Below are 19,624 nucleotides of genomic sequence, written 5' to 3'. Positions count from 1 at the left end.
CCCAAAATGGGTTCAGATCAACTGTACAAAAAACAGTCATTCTAACGAGGGCGGGGTGGGGCGCCGGCGCTACGGAGCAGTCAACAGACTTATCCACAGACTGTGTGGGTATGTCTTTCAGGTGACGCCGGAGGCAGGGTTACCTCCTGATTTTCAAGCCCTTCATCGAACCTGCTCGCTGCTCATCGAGGCTGTTGTAGTAGACGTTTTGCGTAGTGCTCATCTGCTCATGCCGGAGATCGGCCTGCAGGTCTTTCATGTCACGGAACGGGGCGTCAAAGGTCGCAGAAGTGTGCCTGAGCCAGTGCAGCGATGCAGCCCGGAGTTGAGCAATCTCATCCACAGTCCGACGCTCTTCTTTCATTCGCTCCAGGGCGCGATCGAAGACCTCCTGCAGGATAAGTCGGATGTGACGATCGGAGAGGCCAGCTCGACCCTTCAGTGTTGCCACAAGAGGCGTTTTCTCGAAGGGAGCGGGCAGGGGAGACAGGTTCAGGTGCTGCCGGTACCGAGACAAGTAAACCTGGATGTATTCGTCCTTCACGCTGATTTTGGCGGCCTTGTTGCCCTTGCCAACCACATGGAAAAACCAGTCCCCATTGGAGTCCCGGCGAATATCGCCCATGGTGGGCACCCAGTTATCACGGCCTACCATGTCGGACACGCGAAGGTACATGCTGAACATGGTCACCAGGATAAACAGGGTTCTCTCATGCCCGGGATCTTCAGCCGCCATCAGCTCGGCAGTCTCAATCACATAGTCCCACTGCAGCTGGGTCAGTGAACGTCCACTGGCATCGGCAATGGTTCGCTGGATGTACTTGGATTTCTGCTTGATCGACTGGATCGGATTGACCTCGGTAAGGCCTTCTTGGATGCAGTACTGGAAGAAGCTTCCGCAAACGGCAAATACCTGGCTCTTCGAGCCCTGGGACATGCTGTAGGGTGCAACATGGAGCTCTGCGCCGGACTCAGTCGCGGCCTTACGTTCGCTCTTTGAAACAGTCACGTTGAACGGTCGCCAGTCGGGGTTTACCTGGTAGGTATCCGTGTCAAGCTTCTTGCGGCCACCAATCCGGACAAAGCGGGATTTCACGACAGGGCCGATCCAGTTTTGGTCAGGGCTATGGCAGAACTCGATGAAGGCCTCGCCGTGACTGCGGCGCATCTCAAGCAGCGGGATCTTGGCGACCATCAACGACCACAAAAGCAAGCGCTCGACGTGCGTACGGTAGGAGTTGAAGGTTGCTTCGTTGCCGCCGTAGGACTTCAGAAAGCTGCGAACAGCCAGGTACCCGTCGACCGCTTGGCACTCTGTCGGAAACTGGGCCAGAAACTCGCGCACAGACGGGAGCTCTGCACTAAGGTTGAGGAAATTGAGCTCGTGGAATCGGCTGAACGTATCAAACAGAGGCTGGGGCACACGAGCCATAAGCAGTCCACTTTTCCTTTTTTGAACTACAGATTCAAAACGGGATGATTATTGAAAAGTGGGAATATCATGCTCCCCCGCAGGGGCTCTGCGCAATATCCGGGTCTGGGGTTTATCGGATATTACACACGCGTCAGCCTGTAGTGGGTCACCCCACCATCAGCAGCTCTTCTGCCGTAATGCTTGCGCCAGTACTCAGGCTACTGAAGTCACCAAGGTGACCAATGAATCCTGGAGACTGTGCCTCATGAGTGGCTGTGAACTCATGACCAAATAACACTACCCTCAAAGGAACACCGTCATCTGAAAACCCGACCAACGGGTAATCTACGACGTACATCTTGCGAGTGAACCTGTGCTGCACGCTGTCCATGGGACCAAAGCCCATCTCCCGTAGAACATGGTTTACAGCAGATTCGCGAACTTTCGGGTGAGTTGAAATCGCAGCGACCTGGCTAGTCTTACTAAGAGTCGAAAACACCTCCCAGGCAGGCCGATCAACCGCCCGGATCAAGGCCAGCATCTCCCTTCGGTTTTTCTCGACGTACTTGAACAGTGAGCCCATTACTGCCTCATATACACCGTAGCGACGAATTTCGCCCCACGCTCTGACTCAGAAACCACGGCCTGCCATCCTGACCGGGTGTTCAGGTATAAATCATTCTTGTTTCGAGCGCCATACTTTTGCGACTTATGTCGTAGCACGCTGTCTGGCAGCGTTGTCTGGATCGAGGCCTCACGCACGAGCCTGCAAACCTTTTGGAATATCAGGTCAGCCCGCCCTTCCTTGTTGGTGTTCTCGTAGTAACGCTCCAGCGCGTGGTAGGTGATCTCGACCGGGCCAGCAACTGGGTTTACCTCAGTTGGGTACGCCGGCGGCAAGCCATCCCACTTCACACACGCGTTCAGCTCCAGGTCAGAAGCCCAGTCTGGGTTCTTGTCGACCTCGATGTCGGTCATTCCGAAAAACTGAGTTCTGATGGCATTGGTGAACTGAAAGAGATGAGCTTTGGAGCTGGTTTCACGCAGTAGGCGCTTGATGGCGCCCCGGGAAACGACGAGACGAAGATTCTTCGACGACCGCATCTTGCCGGCGTACTCGATACCCATGAGGTAGAACCAGATCCCATACAGCTCGACATAGTCGAGGGCGTCATTTCCCAAGTCGGCCAGGGTATGAACCTCCAGCTTATGCCGGAAGCGCTTGTCGCCCTTGAACGAGACATGGAAGATGCCGGGGGTTTCAGTCTTTACGGTGTGGAACGAGACAACGGTGTAAGTCATGGCAGTTGAGGGCTTCGGTGTATTGAGTGCAGACCTTACTACGACCAAGTCCTGTTGCAACGCTCGATTCAGGCAAAAAAAAAGACCGGGGTTAGCCGGTCTTCTTCAGGTTTTGATTCGATACGAGCAAGCCCAACACCTTCGCGGCCTCGACAGCAAAGGGGCCAATGATATTGACCTCCTCGCCGCGATCGAACCTCGCGATGCGGTCCTGCAGGTAACGCTTGTGTGAGATGTCCTTGTAACGCCGGCGGAGCAGCTCGATGTACCCCTGCCCGTCCCCCTCAAAGTCAGGGGGCGGGCTGAAAGGACAAAGAGCCGAAGCACCAGGGCTGGTGTCGACCAGGTCAGGACGAAACTGATTCGACCTATACCCAGTCATGACGCAACTCGCTCTGCTTTCGGACGCTGCGGGAACCCAAAGAGCCCCATCGTCATCCAAACGTCAGCCCAGTCGACGCCTTTGGCGCCTTCTGGGATGCTGATCGAGGGGATCATCACCATGCACTTGATCCCTTTCTCCCAGAGCCTGGCCTTCAGAGCGTTTGCGGCCCTGATACCAGTTTCAGTTACGTCTTTGTCAGCCCAGATTCGAACTGCCTTGACCCCTTTGGGAGGCTCGAACAGCTCAAGCAGGGTGGCATTGACCAACGGCCAGACCGGGATGCCCATAGCCATCTCGATCGACAGCGCCGTCTCCAGACCCTCACACACATCAGCGACTTCGGCGGCCATCGAAGTGAACACTGCCCCACCTGTTACCTGACGGTCAGAAGGGACTTCGCACATTTTCTTCGAGTTCTCCACCGGTGCCTTCTCACCTTTGGGGGTGAGGTAGTGACGATGGATTGTTGCCGGCCGGCCTTCACTGCACACCAGGAGAACGATCGTTGGGAAACTCCCTTCGAACTCTTGATCCTCGTTGTAGCAGTTGAGGCTTGGGTGAAACCGAACAGCTCGCTCCAGCCCCGGTCGATCCCAGATGCGGATCTTGCGGCTTGCCAGGTAGAGCCTTGCAGGCTCAGCGATTGGATCGGTCAGTGGTACCGACTCGTTCCAGATTCGCTTGAGGTTGCCACGAATACGCTCATCCTCTGCCTTTTCATCGGCCAGGCGTTGCGCACGGATTGCAGCAATCTCTGCTTCACGGTCTCTGTTGATAGCCCGCTGTTCACGCTGGTCATTGGAGTTCTTCAACCCAAGTTCACCCGCGACCTCCTCCACCGTGGTCGGGAAATCCCAACCCTTCAGCCACATGAGCAGCTTGAAACCATCGTGGAAGGTACCGCAGGTATTGCACATACCTCCTCCGGTTTCGGCGAAGTCCTTTTTGAACAGCTTGAAGCCATCGCCTTTGGTACCACCTGAGTGGATCGGGCAGGCAACGTGCTTACCAAGCTTCTTGAATGCAGCAGCCGGGATCTCAGGGGCAAGCCTTTGAATGATTGCGTCCCATTGGCCGAATGCCGCGGTCTTAACGACACGTGCGTCAAAATTTTTCATGGTTTCCTCCAGTCAAAGACCCAACCTCGGGGCTTCCTGAAACCCCCGAAACGGAGGCTTTAGGAAGCCCCGAAGCCGGGGTAAGGGAACTGAAGGGACCTCACCCCAGGGGGAGAAAGTCCCCCCAGGGGTTTATGCGGCTTTGAGCGTTACTCGATTCCGCTTGTTCAGCATTTCCCGCGCATTAACAACTGCCTCCGACACGACTTCGCGTGCGGTGCCTTTGCCAAACACAGGGCCACTCTTTTCGTAGGCGATACGGTCGAGGTACTCAGTGTGCAGCTCACAGAGCTCATCACCGTCCTCATCGATCTGGATCACCTTGACGCACATAGAAGCAACTTCTGTGCGTTCAGACTCGATGTCGGCGATGATTTCATCCAGGGAGTCCTCCCCGAACACATCCTCCAGAAACCAGTCCGTGTCACGCTCCCGGTGGATCTCCACGCGGAAGTTCTGAGTCTGATAGGCCTTTACCAGCTCCTTCTCGTAGGGACTCATCTCGTAGATCTTGTAGCCCAGCTTCGCCAAGGCGCTGCCGGTCTGGTAGATCTCTTCCTCAAGAAGTGGCAAAAGTTGGCCCAGGGCCACCTTCTGCGCGACACCTCCCCACGATTCGACATCACTGCCTTCAAGGCATTTGGCATCGTAGTTGAGGGAGGTGGAATTCTCGTGGACGTAGCGGTGATCCCGACGTTCAAGCAAGAGCTCAAAGTCATCGGGCAAACCATCCCATACAGCCTCTTGAACCTGCGGGCAAAGCCGCTTGCCGAGAGCCTTGGTATCCAGCTTTCCTGAAAAGGAAGCACCGTCACCTTGGCAGTAACCCAGGCTCCAGCGAATGTCGCCAGTCGGGTAACCGAGCTTTTCGAGTTGGTGAGTGAAAATCTTCTCCACAGCACTTGAGTGCGCCATGTGTACCTCCAGGTTAAGAGAGGTACCTACCCCACAGGGGATAGATACCCCCATGCGGGTTTAGAAATTAGCGAGTCAGCCTGGCAGCGAATGCATGCCAGTCGGCTCGACCATGCGACACAACAACACCGTCATGAACCAACACGCGGCGTTTGCCGGTGTAGCCCTTATCGATGCAGTACATCGTCACATCACGTGCGTTGGGGTACTGGCGTCTCAGCTTCGAAGAAGCTGCGAACTGGCGACCACGAAAGGCTCGCTCAATTACTGCCCGACGCCCACCGCAACGTGAAACCGCCTCTGCCTCAGCACCACGAATGGCGCCTTCAGCTTCGGTCAGCGTCAGGTTGAAGGATTGACGAAGTAGCTCGACCAGTCGCGAGTGCTTTTTCACTTCGAGCCTCCTTTCGCCGGCGGCGTAGGAATCGAAGCGCCCATCAGAGCAATGAACTCATCATCACTCATCTCACGAGGAGCCTTGTTCTGATGCGAACTCATACGGGAAAGCACCGCGAGGTAACAGCTTTCACCACGCCGCCGCTGGTTTTCACCAGGTAGCCATCGCAGATGAAGTAGCCGCGCCCTACAGGCTGAGCAGTCCAAATGTTGAAGCAAGCAAAGTTCATGTGAGGTACCTCCGAGTTACGGCGGACCCCACCCCTGGCGGGGATAAGAGCCCGCAGGGTTTTGATGTGCTGCAGAAGGTGCAGCTGCCTATCGAGAAGCCATCACACGATGACTTCAAGAATCCTCTGGCCAATGGTGAGCCATTGGTCAAAGGACTCGAATGAAGCCGGGCCAGATGGCACCGACTTCACTCTTGCCTGTTTAAACGCACCTGATGGATCCGAAGATCAAGAACCCCCAAACCAAGGCTTGGGGCTGGCGTGACACCGCTCCCCATTAGGAGAAAAGGATGTCGATGATGATGTTGAGGATGAGTTCAACCATGATGGTTCTCCTTGGACGCTTATGCGAGAAGGTTTGAGGGATTGCTGCAGAAAGACGCCGCAGCTGACGTGTTCTCCTGATGCGCATGCATCAAGTGAGAATTCGCCTTTGGAAAAGTATCTTTTCCGAAAACGCTTTATGAGGAGATTGGTGTAGCGGGTGCAGGGGGACTGCTGAGAAGTGCTGTGAAACCAGCTGACTTGAATATATCAAAAGCCCTTGCAGGTGAGAAGCCTGGAGGGGACGAAGCCCCTCCAGGTTTTTTCAGGCAGCGACAGCCTGACCGTCACGCATCGAGCGCAACAGATCGAGACTGAATGTACGCAGTTCACCTGGCAGTACTTCCGACTGGGTTGCAGACAGAAGCTCAACCAACTGGATGTGCTCGGCCATGTCGGCAAGCGTGTTGATACCCAGTTGGCCGTGCAGGCTCTTGAACGCTTTGATTGCCGCGAGACACATCAGGTAGGTCGGACGATCAGCCACATCGAGCAGCTGTATGTCCTGAATACCCTGCATGCCTTCCAGCTGAAGTTTCTGCCGGCGGACACGAATTTGCTCTTCGAAATGAGACATCAGGATTCGCGGATCCACGTCTTGCAGACGGATGTTATTCATTGCTTTGTACCTCCAGGTTTGCGGAGGCCAGAAGCCCCAAAAGGGGCTTCTGACCCCCAATGGGTTGTTACTCAAAACGCTCCATCATTTGACGGAGACGATCCAGCGAAAGACCGCGAAGCCAGGAGAGGGACTCGGTCGTAAGACGGGCCAGCAGCACCGTCAAACGCTCGAACTCCTCCAACTCAGCACGAGTCTTCACGCCTTTTACCGAACGGGCTTGGCTCTCAAAACGCTCAAGCTTTGCCCGCTCTTCGTGTGTCAGCAGACCAACATCGCTGACATCAACGCCCACACGACTGAGACGCTCCGAACGAAAGGCAATTGCCTGCGCTGTAGAGTCCATACCGCATAGGTGAAGACGAGTTTGAATATGCATGGAACCTCCGAAGATGGAGGCCTCCCCCATATCGGGGTTAGCCCCGATAGGGTTGTGTTGTGCTGCATAAGTAGCAGCTGACTTTCACGTACCAGGATCACACCTGGCGCGGGAAACTTGTGATGGCCATCGGGCCATGATGCGGGCCTGGCGACCAGCATCGAACCACGAACAAGCGATCAGACGTACCAGCAGACATTGTGATGGGTGAGCGAGCCATGGGCCGGCTGCGCCCCCATACAATCCCCTGCAGCGACAAGTACAGAATCCATTTCGGACTGCGACTTGAAGAGCAGGTACTCATCCCTCAGGCGAATGACATAACTGAAACCATCCTTGATGGCCTGATGGAGCTTTCCACGATTGTCGGCGCAAGCAGCGAGAAACGCCTGGCGAGAATCGGTACCGGTAGAGAGTTTGGTGGTTTTCATAAGAGCCTCCGGATGGGATGAGGCTCGCCCGGTCGGGAAAGCCCCGACTGGGTTGAATGCACTATTGCTAGTGCCTGGATGGCCATACGGCCGGCGCAGGATGCGCATGAGTGCTAAGAGAGTGCTTAGCTGCACTGCCCTCCCCTTGAAGAGAAAGGGAATCAACTTGGTAAAGGGCATCCCTTTACGAAATCGACTCTGAGTTTAAAGAAGGTGGGCAGAGGGGGAAATCCCCCCTGCCCAATTTTTTAACCGCAGCTGCCAGTTGCACCGCATGCAGTGCAGAAGTTACAGCCATCCTTGCGGATCACGGCGAGCTTGTTGCACTCACCGCACAGACTGCCCTTCATTTCCAACAGTTGTGGCTCCTGGCCGGCAGCTTCAGTGCTCTCCTTGTAGAAGAACCCAAGCTCCTGGACAGGCTGACCCTCGGCATCAAGCACACCCAGCATCTGATAGCGATGTAGGATCAGCTTGGCGATGTATGCGATGGTCGACGGCTGGTTTTCGCTCTTCTCAGAGCCAGGCACCTTGCCGAAGAAGTCACCACGCACTTCGCTGAAGTCCGCAATTTGACGGAGCTTGGCGCCTACCCAAGCTGGGTCGACGACTCGCATGTCAAACGACAGGCTCTTGCACAGACCATCGAGCACCCGCGGGTAGGAACCAGCCAGCCATACAGAGTACGGGCGACGGGTACCATCGGGCAGCACCAGCTCCTTGAGGAACAGGCACAGGTCATCACCAGTGGCCGGGTTGGTTACATCAACAGCCCAGGACATGGTGCCGTCAGCGCCAGTTTTCGGCTCTTTCGGGCTCATCAGGGCATCGTGGATCGGGCTTGCGCTCTCACCTTCGAAAATCCCCAACTGCTCGCAACGCGCCTTAACAACGGTCGCCAGGGCGGCAACACTGGATGGCATGTACTTTACCGAACCGTCAAACGGACACGGCATTTCGAAACCATCTTCCCCGGACACACGCTGCAGGGATTCCAACTTGGCTTTCAGCCAGGTGGTGTCCTCACTACGCATGTCCATGCTCAGGCTCTTGGCGATTGCCCCCAGACCGCGAGGCGCATCAGAACCATTGACCCAGACTTCCAGCATCTGCGGCTTGCTGCCACTGACGCTTTCAACGTGCCCCACCATAACGGCGAAGTCATGGCCATCCGGACGTTTGACCATGTAGGTCCACGACGGATTACCACCCGGCAGAGCCGGACGCTTGTTCCAACGAAGACTGGCCAGAGCAGGCTCAGGCAGCTTGTCCAGCTTGACGCGACGATCCGGATCGGTGTCATCGAAGTCAGGCTTTTCTTCTTTCTTCGCCTCGGTGGGAGCCACCAGAACCGCACCGCGCACAGCGCTCGGACGGTAGGTTGCAAGCCCCTTCAGACCGCCTTTCCATGCAAGCATGTAGAGGTCCTGGAACTGCTCGAAAGGATAATCCTCCGGCACGTTCACGGTCTTAGAGATCGAAGTGTCCACGTATGGCTGCAGTACCTGCAGCATGGCCATGTGGTCCTGGGCAGACATCTCCAGGGCGCTGACAAAGTAATCCGGCAATGCATCTGCCGAACCACCATTAGCCAGCCACACACGGTACGCGTGATCCATCACGCTGTAGGTGGCAGTACTGCCATCCGGCATACGTTTGTTGCGCGGGTAAGACCAGGTGAACGCCGGCTCCACCCCGTTGGAGCTGTTGTCACAGAACGCCAGCGACAGTGTCCCGGTCGGGGCGATCGACAGGACGTGGGAGTTACGAATGCCGTACTTGCGGATGTCAGCCTTGATGTCCTCCGGCAGACGCTGAATAAACGGCGACTGCAGGTACTTGTCAGCATCGAAGAGCGGGAAAGCACCCTTCTCCTTTGCCAACTCGATGGAAGCACGATAGGCGTTGTCACGCATGAACTCCTGAATCTCCACAGCCTTTGCACGCCCCTCTTCAGAGTTGTACTTGATGCAATGGAAGATCAGGGCATTACCCAGGCCGGTGAAGCCCAGACCAATGCGGCGCTTGTTCATGGCCTCGATGCGCTGCTTCTCCAACGGCCAGAACGTGATGTCCAAGACGTTATCGAGCATACGCACAGCAGTGGTTACGAGACGCTTCAGCAGCGCCCAATCAATCTGGGCTTCTGCGGTGAAAACGTTCTTCACCATGCGGGCGAGGTTCACCGATCCGAGGTCACAGCAACCGTACGCCGGAAGGGGTTGCTCTCCACACGGGTTAGTTGTTGCGAGTAATTCCCCGATGCTACTGAGATTGTTTTCCGTGTTCATTCTATCAAGAAACAGAACACCTGGCTCAGCATAGTCGTAGGTCAACTCCATGATTTCACGGTACAGCTCAACCGCATCAACCACTTCATAGACCCAGACATCGCCCTCTTGGTAAGCACCGTTGTCGATTTGCATCTGAGACGGTGTCGCCTTGTGGACGAGCTTAAAGCTCTCACCTTTTTCTACCGCCCCCATGAAAGCGTCACTGACGCCTACGGACACGTTGAAATTGGTGAGGCTGCCAGAAGTGCGCTTGGCACGGATGAACTCGCGAATGTCCGGGTGGGACACGTCGAGCACACCCATCTGGGCGCCGCGGCGGCTTCCTGCCGACTCTACGGTAGCGCAGGACTTGTCGAACACGTGCATGAAGCTCACCGGCCCACTTGCGTAGGACTGTGTGCCTTTGACGAGACTGTTCTTCGGCCGGATGGGCGAGAAATTGTAGCCCACGCCCCCGCCACGACGCATGGTTTCACCCGCCTCCCAGAGGGCGCGGTAGATACCTGGATTGCCAGTGGCCTCGCAAACCTCTGCGAAGCTATCTCCGACTGGCTGAACAAAACAGTTGGCGAGCGTCGCATTGATGCCCGTTCCTGCTGCAGACATGATCCGACCTGCCGGGGTAAAACCATCGCGCAGAGCGCTCAGGAATTCCGCCTCGAACTTGGCCGGGTTTTTCTCCGCCTTAGCAATAGCTCGCGCTACACGGACGAAGATCTCGTCTGCAGATTTCTCATCGCCTTTGGCGTACTTCTCCATCAGCACATCGACAGAGATGCTTTGCGGCAGGTTCAGATCGATCTCAGGGTTGAAAGTTACTTTGGTGTTCATGGGTCGTATCTCCAGTGCAAATCAAACAGGACCACACCGAAAATCCGAATAAATACGGGGTCGTGGTGTGGCCCCGTTCAAGGGTTAGGAGACCCCCCTCCCCAGTGGGGAGAGTGAGCCCCCAGTGGGTTTAATGTGCTGCAGAAGGTGCAGCTGCCTTTTCCCCCGAGCCACATGGCGCGAGAAGGAAAGCAACTTCGGCAAAGCTGAGCCTTGCCGAAATGGCCTTCTCGAAGGACGGTTCAATTTGGGACACCGCTCCGAACGGAGCAGGAACTTACAGAGATGGATCTTTGTAACGGCCAGGCGGTGATACAGCGCATCATCAGCTGGAAAGCGGATCACGCAACAACCGGGGCGGCGATGGAACAGAAGGTATTGAGGTGGTGTAGCAAGGCCCAGGACGGGCTTAAGAAGTGCTGCAAGCAGCTGGCGCAAAATATACAAAGACAAGGTTGGCAAGTGAACAGTTTTTAACCAGTCGCCGACGAATGGCGCCCTTGCGGGCGCCACCAGTCAGAGGCCTGCGCCTCGCCGAACTTCTTTGATCGCTTGTGCGTGCTCACGACCAAAGAGCTCGATGTGACGGTATAGATCACCATGCTTCTCGACCTTACAGGCCTCGATGTTCATGGTAGTCACAGGCATGTTGCAGTCCGGCCAGGAGAGGTACTGATCAAACAGCTTCTCACCGGCCAGGATGAAGGTCTCAGCGTTAATCACGAGAGGCGCTTCACCTTTGCGCTTGCAGTCGATACGGATCATCTGGCGGCTCCTCAGCAGCAAAATTCAGCTTCACCTTCGGCGCATTCGCCCAAGGAAGAAAGCCTCATCGAAGCATTGGAGATGCTGTCTGAAAGGGCCTTCTCAGCCCACTCGAAATCAGCAGTAATGCCAGCCAGATGGCCATGCATGCCGATGCTCGAATAAGCGTCAGTGAAGTCCATGCCCCCCATATCCACCACCGGCGTGAAACAGTAAAGCGCCCCGAATGCCCGTGAGTCGATCGGCCATGCACGAGCAAACAGAACGCTGTGCTCGTACTTGTCGACCAGACAGGAAAGGCTACTCAAGTCACCACTGATGACCAGCGCCGAACTGAGCGTTCTGCGGTGAACGATCCCGATGACATCCTTGAACACCGCAATACCCTCGGAGCCGACAGCGGACTGCCGCGGATCACCAGGTGGAAACGAAAAGAACTCCAGTCCGTTCAGCGGCGGGCTGACCGGAAAGGTTTCCATGATGCATTCAACACGCGCCATGGTGTCCTCGCTTAGCGACATACCTTCAGTTCCGGCCCACCGCAAAGTGGGGCCCGCCAAGGTAGTGAAAGCTCGGAACAACTGTCCTTCAGGTATCAATTTCATGTGTGCACTCCGGTTGAGGCGAGCGCACACCCCGAGCGGGGTGGTTGCCCGCAAGGGTTGGTTGTTAGCCGCAAAACTCGAACACACCTTCATCAGGTGAACCGAGATCGGCGAGAGAAGCGTCAAAAGTTGCTTTTAGCTCGTCGTCGCCTGGTAGGGACCCGGTGTCGAGAGCCTTCCTGATCGTTTCCCAAAGCTCCTTCAGCCGGGCCTTATCGGCACGGTGATCAAGCTCTGGAATGCCGGGGGCGGCTATGCGTCCGAACGGAACAAACACAGTGACCACCGATTCAGGAGATGCGAAGTACTGCAGGCTGCTGTCGAACACATCCAGTCGGGCCACGCGCTCCTTAACGAACGGGTTGGCTACGAAGTCCGCATCTGGCCGGAAGAGAAACAGCGCTCCGACATCCCACAAGAGCGTGGCGACATCGCAGAACTCAGTCGGCAAGTAGTAGCGCGGGTCGGATGGCACGTAACAGACATCGCCCCCGGAATTTACGCCGGCGCCGAATGCCGAGATGCAGTAGTTGAGACAGCGCTGGTGTGCAGAAACCGCCTTATCCACCTTCGAGAACCACTTTCGTGACATCGTCAGTGCTAAAGCAGAGTCTTCACCGTCAGTGATGATTGCCATGGTGCCTCCAAGCTGAAGAGGCACCAGGCCCCTAGGGGGCAAGGTGCCCCAAAGGGTTAGTGGCGAACGCCACGAGGAAAGGTTACTGCTGGGGACGCTTCCAAAGCGCCGAAACTGCAGAGGCAGCTCCAGCCAGTGGGGCAAAGTAGATCTTCGGCGCAGCTTTCGCTGCGACCAGGACCTCTTCACCAAACTTCTTCAGCGGTGCAATCGAGAACATGCTGGTCATGATCGGCTCCTCGCTTCTCTATGACCAGCATACTCCCAACAGCACAGGATTACATCACGGCCTAGGCCGCCTTCCCTGCTGCAGTCAACGTAGCACGGTGCATGTCACGCCACTGGCCAGACACCCCCTTAATTGCCCCCAGGATGGGCGCGAAAAAGATGGTGGGAGCCTGTTTAGCCGCGGAGAGAAACTCCCCGGCAAACGAGGCGTGACTCGTGCACTTACTCGGATTTACGTTCATGGACCATCTCCTGAATGGCAGACCACGTTGTGAACGCCAGGTAGGCGAGGAACAGCAGTGAGTCGATTACCAGGATCGAATGCTCCAGGAACTGGAGGACGGTCAAGGTAAATTCGGCAACATGCAGCTCGCGCAACTTGTGAACCATCCAGCCTAGGAATACAGCCGGGGCGCCGACGATTAAGAAGATGCCCGTACCTACGACTGAGTGACCCAGAAAATGGGCCAAAGGGGCCCACCATGGCTTGTGCGGAGAATCTTTGTTCTTCTCCATTTGAAGCTCTCCTCTAGTGAGAGGCGAGCGCTCACCCCAAGCGGGGTGATTGCCCGCCAAGGGTTGTGGTGAGAATCAGTCTTTCGACTTTTCCTCGGTTACGGCGTGGAACTTGGTATCAAGCGCCACAGCGTTTTCTGCAAGCCAGAGTTCGAGTTGCTCCAGTTGGAACTTGTCGTACCCCAGCTCCTCTGCCTTAGCAGCAACATCACGGATCAGCCCAGAGAGGGTGACCGGCTGAAGCTCGCCGGCGAGAGTAATCGTGGTGCTCGGACTTTCGCCTGCAATTGGCTGCAGACCCGCGAAGGGGCCAGTGGGACCATCCCAAGCCAGCTCCAAGAGGAGCTCGCATTTCTCGAACAGCAATGGATCTGCCGTTTCGAAACCAGCAATCCCATCATGGAGGAAGTCACGCATGGCCTCGATGTTATCGGCAATATCCAGGGCGCCAACGTCACTGGCGTAGACCCAAACGTTGCTGGTTACCCAGGCTCCGTTCAGGACACGATCAACGATGAGGATGTCATCGAACTCAATGTCGTCACCTTGGCCCCGGGCATGCTTGTAGATGTCCTCGGCAGCTTCCGCAAAGCGGTTGCCAACCTTAGGAACACCGTAGCTAGCCATGAACTGGATCATGGTGACCCCGTTCTCGACGGCAGCTTTTGCAACATCACTTCCATGGGGGACAGCCTCCAGGGACTCAATGAGCCCTGCCACGTCGTGCTCTTCAGCACTGATGTAGCGCTCTTTGCAGAGCTTGAGGTAGTTGACCAGGGAAGCGTGCTTGTCGTCGGAGAGGACGATGATTTTAGACATGGTGTAACTCCTAGGGTTAGGAGCGGTGCCATGACCCCAAGCGGGTCATGAAACACCGCAGGGGGTTGGTTGAAACAGGTTTAGCTTGCGAAGTACGTAGCCATCTCAGAGAGCTTGGCGGCGGCAGAGTCATTAGCGTCGAAAGCCCTTACGGGTTCGTAGCCAAGGTCCTCGGCAGCTTGTTCCGCAAATTCGTAGTGCTCACCGTCATCGATCTGTTCCTGAGTCACATCCGGCACCGTGGTGTAGAAGAAGTCAGGCTCGCCAGAGGCGTTGATAACGAGAACAGCAACTTTGATCTGCATGGGTGTCGCTCCGATAAAGACGACGCCCTCCCCCGGGCGGAGAAGGAGCGCCGCGAGGGTTTATGAAGTGCTGATATTGGGAGATCAGCTGCTCTTTCAGCACCGCCCACATTGGGAGGTACAGAAACCGCATGGGTAACGCGTGGTTACCGATTCGGTCTCAGTAAAGCAGATCGGGAGGGGCGTAGTCTCCCCCGGCGCTGTGCCGAGGGAGTTACGTTCTGCTGCAGGACAGCAGAGGAATGACGAGTAACGATCGTGAGGCCAGGGAGATCACTTACCCCTGCCCTTCAGATCTTTTTTGCAGTGAGCCGATGGTCGAGTTTTTTGGCTATCAGTCCCCCGGCGATACCTATCACCACGAGGAACAGTGGAACACCAAAAATTACATAACCGAAAGGGTCCATAGCGTACTCCTAAAAGGCCTTACGGCCGATTCGATTCCACGAAGGCAGCATACACCTTCAATCCAATTCCGGCGATTGCCAGCATGATGGCCACCACCGCAGTGGCAACGCCATACAACACTGCCATCGGCGGCCCAACAACCACAGTACCGGTCAACACACCTACGAGTAGGAGTAGAAAACCGACCGATGTACCGATGGTTAGGTCACCCAAAGCAGCAATGAATGCAGCGAAGAGTGAAGGCCCTTTTGACTGGACTGGCGGGGTAGTTACAGGCCCCTTCTTTTGAACTTTCTTTTTTGACATAGCATCTCCGTTACGCCCACCCCACGGGCATTAATTGATCCGCCTGGGAGGGGGTACAGAGAGCTCGCCTGAGGGCGATTTCTCACCCCCAGGTGGTTGTGTGCTGCAGAGCAGCTAAGCGACCCGCAGGCCACCAACATCACTCATTGAGTGATGCTTTCAGTCGTGCACACATCGGCACGAACAGAAACTGCTTTGGAGTTTGTTATCCAAAGCAGTCTCACCACCACCGGATTACCCGGTGGCAGCAGACTGGCAAAGTACCTTTTACAGCTCGCCGTCCTTGTCGTAAGGGCCCCAGACACCATCGCAGCCTTCTGGCAACGAATCGGTGCGATGAACCCCCACATACCAGACGCCATCGAACTCGGCGGCCGGCTGGAGGATTTCGCCACCACAATGATCAGCGACCGCTTCCGCGATTGCCGTCATGAAGCTGGCGTAGGTCGAAGACTCTTCCAGCTCCCCTACCTTTTCAGGAGAGGTCAGCAGGTTGGTCACGATCTCAGAAAGCTCTTCGGGTTTAATTTGCTTGCTCATGGAAACTCCTAGGAATTGAGCCAAGGAGCCACCCCGCGAGGGATAGCCCCTCGGGGGTTGATGTAGCGTTTAGTGCTGACCAGCGTTGAAGCAGTCTTGGCAGATCTCGGCCCCATCAGGGCTTCCAACCACCTCAACCACCTCATTCTCACAGCTATCGCAAACAACCGACGCAGAGTTGCCTAAATCGGCGTCAGCCTGTCTACGCAGCCAGTGATCCTCTTCGACCTTCCCTTTCACCGAAATGAATTGCGGGCAGGTGTCGAGGAGAAAAAGCAAAACATCCGTCATGCTGGCACCGACCGGAAAAATCATGAAGGGCTCCGCGAGCTTTTCCCCAACCAGCGGAAGCCCTACCACTTCATTCCAGATATCGATGAGCCTGGACAGACTGTATCGCCGCTTCCAGTGATCGACGTGCTGATCTGATATCCAGCGCCGCACCCAAGAATACGCACCGGTCGTGGTATCCACGATATCGCCGCGCATCCACTCTTCACCGATGTAGCTCATGACAACACCATCGACCACGTATGGTCGGATGATGAAGCCACTGTCCGCATTTTCGTCGTCATCACTCTCTTCACCGATGAAGTCGACATACTCGACTTGGTCAGCTTTGAGGGTGTTGTCGGCGTTGTGCGTTCCAACATAACAGCCACGACCACAGCGGACGCTATTCACAGCATCAGCTTCAGTCAGGGCAGAGACGATACCCCCTTCCAGGCGGGTTTCTTTGCCGCGGCCGATCACCAGGAACTTGTCGAACAGCACACGCTCCTGGTCCTTGCGAACACTCACCTCATATTGGTCATCCGGCAACGGCATGACCTCCATGAAGATGGACCCGTTGATGCAGATCTGCGCCAGGCGCAGAGCCTCCACTTTTCCAACGATCTTGGACACGTAATTCATAGCGAAACCTCGAAACAGAGCCTCCACGCAGAGGCGTGAAGGGTGTCAGGCAGCTAAACGGTATGTGCCGGGCGATACACGCTCGAAATAACGGGCGTCTTGAACCACCTGGCGCACTTTCGCGTCCACATTGTTGTTACGGGTGGTGCGAGCGTAGGGCTCCACCAGTGCCTCGATTTCCTTGATATGCATGACCTTTCCGCCCTGCAGCACGCGACGAATCGCAGCACGCCAGGTGATTCCAGTCATTGCAGCAGCACGCTTCTCAACCGTACCGAGGAAAAAGAGCGAGTCCTTATCCTTTCGCAGGATGATCAGCTTTTCGTGCGCGATCCTGACGATGTTGCCGGCGTACTGACGCGAGTCACTGACGCAGTTGTGCTGCACCTTGATGATCTCGTCGACCAGCTTGCCGGGGCTTACACGCTCCACCAGGGAGGAGAGGTTGTAGTACTCGCCATTGCGACGGAGGTTCCCCATCAGAATGCCGTAGTGCCCCCCCTTCTCCACTGCGTCATGGATATTCATGATCGCGAGTTCCAATGCTTCAGTGAACTCACCCATGGCCATGCGGGACATGTCCCACTTGTTTGGCTCACCCCACATGTTCCCCGAATACTGGATCATGTCTGCGTAAGCTGGGTGCCAAAAACAGGTGTGTGCTTCCTCGCCCAGGTGGGACTTGAAATCGTCCAGGAGCAAGTTGAAGCCTTGATGCAGATCGGTACCGATGAAGCGCAAGCCCATCTCACGAGCAACGTCCACCGAAGTGCCGCCGCCGATCGAGGGGTCACACGCCAAACCGCCCTTGCGCTTGTGATAGGTCTCCCAGAAGCCCTTGATCACATGCCCCGAGCAGTTGCCACGGTACTTGCTTTGCCCCCAGTGACCACGGTCAGGGAACGACAGAACGCTAGAAGAAAATTTCATGGTGTAACTCCAGGTTGTTGGAGGCACCACTCCCCTGGCTGGGGAATGAAATGCCCCAGAGGGTTTAAGAGTGCTGACTAGGCGCCAGCTGGCCTTTCTCACCACCTGCGCATGCAGGGGATGAAGAACCGGAAGACTTTCCAAAAGTAACTTTTGGGGAGTGTTCTGGATGAAAGCCCTCTTGCCCGCCGAAGCGAACAAGAGGGGTGGATCACTGGACCGAGTACATACGCTCCAGCGACTTGTCATTCATGATTTCGACAGGTTCGAGGGTGACCCCCTTCTCCGGCCGCAGAATGATCTGATCCTTCACCTTGAAAAGCGTGAAGGCCAGGTTGTCGCTGTCGAAGTGCACGTGCATGCACGGCACCTGAGCTTCCGGATTCAGCGGACTGGTGTTGACCTCTGCTGTAACAGAGATCAGGTCGTCCAACTCGCCTTCCAGAGCCCCAACGGTCAGGTACACCTGGCCATTGGAAACGCGCTGATCGTCCAAGTCGATCTGGTGTGTTTTGGGAGCGCCAGCATCGCCGTAGCTATCCCAGTGCTTGACCGGTACCGATTTGACCACCGGGAAAGCTTCTGCATAGACGCCAGGCTTGTTGAACTCAGCGCGAGACGGCTCAGGCAGACCCTGAACAACCGCAACGACACCTTTCACAAACTCTGGATCCACGCCCTGCTCACCATACGGAGAGCCCCCAACAGCACCAGCAACCTTCAGGTCTGTGACCATCAGCTCCTGACCGCCAACGTTGATCACGCGGCCGGCTTCCTCTTCGAGGTCTACTCCATCGGAATCCAGCACCAGCATGCGCACCTCTTGAGAGGACACCACGCGGGTAATCTGCGACTCGGTTTTGTAAACGACGATGGTTGGAACCTTCAGCTGTTCACCGATCCAGTAATGAACCAGACGGCCGAAGTCTTCGGGTTGCTCCGAAGTGACCACCATCGGAGCTGCAAAGCCCTCGAAGTCCTTAAGCCCTTGCGCGAAAGCCATAGCAGCCTCTTTCGACTCAAAGGTGGTATCACAGGGGAGCGGAATATCGTCACCCTCAGCGATCCAGTGAGTCACAACAAGGCCATTAACACAGACCTGTTGCAGGGCTTCGTGAATGTCCAAATAGGCCCCATGGGCACTACGGTAGGCATTCACAGCTTCAGCAGAAGCGAAGGTACGCACCAGGACATTCGCAGGCTTAGCGCCGCTGAGAAAGGTGGCGATGTCTTCTTGGGAAGGGAGGACGAAAACTTGAATATTTTGCATGACTATCTCCGATAGAGACCGGCATGCCCCCCCAACCGGGAGAGACATCCCGGTAAGGGTTTTGGATCGAGCGATCCGTTAAGAGTGCTGGCAGCCCCAGCTAGGCTTTCCTCACCGCACATTGCGATGGAGGGAAGGCTTATGACTATACCCACTTGGGATCCACTCATAAACCCCCCTGAGCACCGAACCCGCCGGTTGGCGGGCTCGGGTCGGGGCAATTATCCGGCGCGTGCGTACTCGGCGAAATCACACTCGGCCAGAGGCTTCGGCGACTTCTCGAAACGCCGCATCCAATTGGCCAGCATGAACTGGTTGGTCGGATGAATGTGCGGATTGCTGTGCTTGAGACCCAGGGCTACCAAGCCTTCCTCGTAACGCAGATGGAAGGTATTGGACCACGTGCAGTAGATACGCCAATCAACAAACACCTCTTCGCCCTGGAAGGGGACGTAGAAGGTGTAGTTACCACGATTGGCAACGCTGTAGCACTGCGGCTTACCGCGGAGCTTCATGAACATGTCGTCGAACAGAGCAAGGTCAGATTCGGCAATAACCAGGTTCACGTAGCAGTGGCAGCGAATCTTCTCCAGGTCGACCTTTCCGATCGGTTCCAGAGATGCAACGTAGGGAGCGGCGGGCTCGTAAATATCGTGCATGGTAGATCTCCGATTGAGACCGGCATGCTCCCCCACCGGGAGAGACATCCCGGCAGGGGCTATGGATCTGACGATCCGTATGG

24 protein-coding genes are annotated in these 19,624 nt (G+C 56.0%); all 24 read right to left on the bottom strand.

The features are described 5' to 3' along the window. Positions 1–139: 139 nt before the first annotated feature. On the bottom strand, positions 140–1,432 hold the full coding sequence (locus tag P7A97_RS07850; RefSeq protein WP_277689372.1) for a site-specific integrase: 1,293 nt from the start codon (positions 1,430–1,432) through the stop codon (positions 140–142). 148 nt (positions 1,433–1,580) lie between these two features. Then, entirely contained in the window at positions 1,581–1,997 is a 417-nt protein-coding gene (locus P7A97_RS07845) for a hypothetical protein (RefSeq protein WP_277689371.1), read from the bottom strand. After that, the gene (locus tag P7A97_RS07840) at positions 1,997–2,716 is read right to left on the bottom strand and encodes a hypothetical protein (protein ID WP_277689370.1); all 720 of its coding nucleotides are present in this window, start codon (positions 2,714–2,716) and stop codon (positions 1,997–1,999) included. The genes P7A97_RS07845 and P7A97_RS07840 overlap by 1 nt, the downstream gene beginning before the upstream one ends. A gap of 91 nt (positions 2,717–2,807) precedes the next feature. Beyond that, positions 2,808–3,098 carry a hypothetical protein gene (locus P7A97_RS07835; RefSeq protein WP_277689369.1) on the bottom strand — a complete coding sequence of 97 codons (291 nt, stop codon included), beginning with the start codon at positions 3,096–3,098 and terminating at the stop codon, positions 2,808–2,810. After that, positions 3,095–4,219 carry a toprim domain-containing protein gene (locus tag P7A97_RS07830; protein ID WP_277689368.1) on the bottom strand — a complete coding sequence of 375 codons (1,125 nt, stop codon included), beginning with the start codon at positions 4,217–4,219 and terminating at the stop codon, positions 3,095–3,097. Before P7A97_RS07830 ends, P7A97_RS07835 begins: the two co-directional genes overlap by 4 nt. 132 nt (positions 4,220–4,351) lie before the next feature. After that, positions 4,352–5,134: a hypothetical protein gene (locus tag P7A97_RS07825; protein ID WP_277689367.1), complete on the bottom strand. Its 783-nt coding sequence runs from the start codon at positions 5,132–5,134 to the stop codon at positions 4,352–4,354. Positions 5,135–5,201: 67 nt separating this feature from the next. Next, a complete protein-coding gene (locus P7A97_RS07820) occupies positions 5,202–5,528 on the bottom strand; it encodes a hypothetical protein (protein WP_277689366.1) in 327 nt (108 codons plus the stop codon). An 821-nt stretch (positions 5,529–6,349) separates the two neighbouring features. Next, complete coding sequence (locus P7A97_RS07815; RefSeq protein WP_277689365.1) at positions 6,350–6,703, bottom strand: hypothetical protein; 354 nt, start codon at positions 6,701–6,703, stop codon at positions 6,350–6,352. 67 nt (positions 6,704–6,770) lie between these two features. Next, positions 6,771–7,082 carry a hypothetical protein gene (locus tag P7A97_RS07810; RefSeq protein WP_277689364.1) on the bottom strand — a complete coding sequence of 104 codons (312 nt, stop codon included), beginning with the start codon at positions 7,080–7,082 and terminating at the stop codon, positions 6,771–6,773. A gap of 179 nt (positions 7,083–7,261) precedes the next feature. Further along, entirely contained in the window at positions 7,262–7,513 is a 252-nt protein-coding gene (locus tag P7A97_RS07805; RefSeq protein WP_277689363.1) for a hypothetical protein, read from the bottom strand. Between the two features lie 248 nt (positions 7,514–7,761). Next, positions 7,762–10,638 carry an adenosylcobalamin-dependent ribonucleoside-diphosphate reductase gene (locus P7A97_RS07800; RefSeq protein WP_277689362.1) on the bottom strand — a complete coding sequence of 959 codons (2,877 nt, stop codon included), beginning with the start codon at positions 10,636–10,638 and terminating at the stop codon, positions 7,762–7,764. 516 nt (positions 10,639–11,154) lie between these two features. Continuing rightward, positions 11,155–11,403, bottom strand: coding sequence for a hypothetical protein (locus P7A97_RS07795; RefSeq protein ID WP_277689361.1), 249 nt, complete (start codon positions 11,401–11,403; stop codon positions 11,155–11,157). 11 nt (positions 11,404–11,414) lie between these two features. Beyond that, entirely contained in the window at positions 11,415–12,008 is a 594-nt protein-coding gene (locus tag P7A97_RS07790; RefSeq protein WP_277689360.1) for a hypothetical protein, read from the bottom strand. Positions 12,009–12,072: 64 nt separating this feature from the next. After that, a complete protein-coding gene (locus P7A97_RS07785; RefSeq protein WP_277689359.1) occupies positions 12,073–12,645 on the bottom strand; it encodes a hypothetical protein in 573 nt (190 codons plus the stop codon). Between the two features lie 82 nt (positions 12,646–12,727). Further along, the gene (locus P7A97_RS07780) at positions 12,728–12,874 is read right to left on the bottom strand and encodes a hypothetical protein (RefSeq protein ID WP_277689358.1); all 147 of its coding nucleotides are present in this window, start codon (positions 12,872–12,874) and stop codon (positions 12,728–12,730) included. Between the two features lie 221 nt (positions 12,875–13,095). Then, complete coding sequence (locus tag P7A97_RS07775; RefSeq protein WP_277689357.1) at positions 13,096–13,389, bottom strand: hypothetical protein; 294 nt, start codon at positions 13,387–13,389, stop codon at positions 13,096–13,098. 75 nt (positions 13,390–13,464) lie between these two features. After that, positions 13,465–14,208, bottom strand: coding sequence for a hypothetical protein (locus P7A97_RS07770; RefSeq protein WP_277689356.1), 744 nt, complete (start codon positions 14,206–14,208; stop codon positions 13,465–13,467). 80 nt (positions 14,209–14,288) lie between these two features. Next, positions 14,289–14,513 (bottom strand): hypothetical protein, encoded by a 225-nt coding sequence (locus tag P7A97_RS07765; RefSeq protein ID WP_277689355.1) that lies wholly within the window; start codon positions 14,511–14,513, stop codon positions 14,289–14,291. Positions 14,514–14,939: 426 nt separating this feature from the next. Beyond that, positions 14,940–15,227 carry a hypothetical protein gene (locus P7A97_RS07760; protein WP_277689354.1) on the bottom strand — a complete coding sequence of 96 codons (288 nt, stop codon included), beginning with the start codon at positions 15,225–15,227 and terminating at the stop codon, positions 14,940–14,942. 267 nt (positions 15,228–15,494) lie between these two features. Further along, a complete protein-coding gene (locus P7A97_RS07755; protein ID WP_277689353.1) occupies positions 15,495–15,767 on the bottom strand; it encodes a hypothetical protein in 273 nt (90 codons plus the stop codon). Positions 15,768–15,836: 69 nt separating this feature from the next. Beyond that, the gene (locus P7A97_RS07750) at positions 15,837–16,682 is read right to left on the bottom strand and encodes a hypothetical protein (protein ID WP_277689352.1); all 846 of its coding nucleotides are present in this window, start codon (positions 16,680–16,682) and stop codon (positions 15,837–15,839) included. A gap of 45 nt (positions 16,683–16,727) precedes the next feature. Further along, positions 16,728–17,612, bottom strand: coding sequence for a DNA adenine modification methylase (locus P7A97_RS07745; RefSeq protein ID WP_277689351.1), 885 nt, complete (start codon positions 17,610–17,612; stop codon positions 16,728–16,730). Between the two features lie 211 nt (positions 17,613–17,823). Continuing rightward, a complete protein-coding gene (locus P7A97_RS07740; RefSeq protein WP_277689350.1) occupies positions 17,824–18,882 on the bottom strand; it encodes a hypothetical protein in 1,059 nt (352 codons plus the stop codon). A gap of 221 nt (positions 18,883–19,103) precedes the next feature. Beyond that, entirely contained in the window at positions 19,104–19,541 is a 438-nt protein-coding gene (locus P7A97_RS07735; protein ID WP_277689349.1) for a hypothetical protein, read from the bottom strand. Positions 19,542–19,624 lie beyond the last annotated feature (83 nt).

The organism is Pseudomonas sp. GOM6 (genome assembly GCF_029537485.1).
GTDB lineage: Bacteria > Pseudomonadota > Gammaproteobacteria > Pseudomonadales > Pseudomonadaceae > Aquipseudomonas.
Note: the sequence above shows the minus strand (reverse complement) of the source record. Positions and strands in the feature narration are given on the sequence as shown.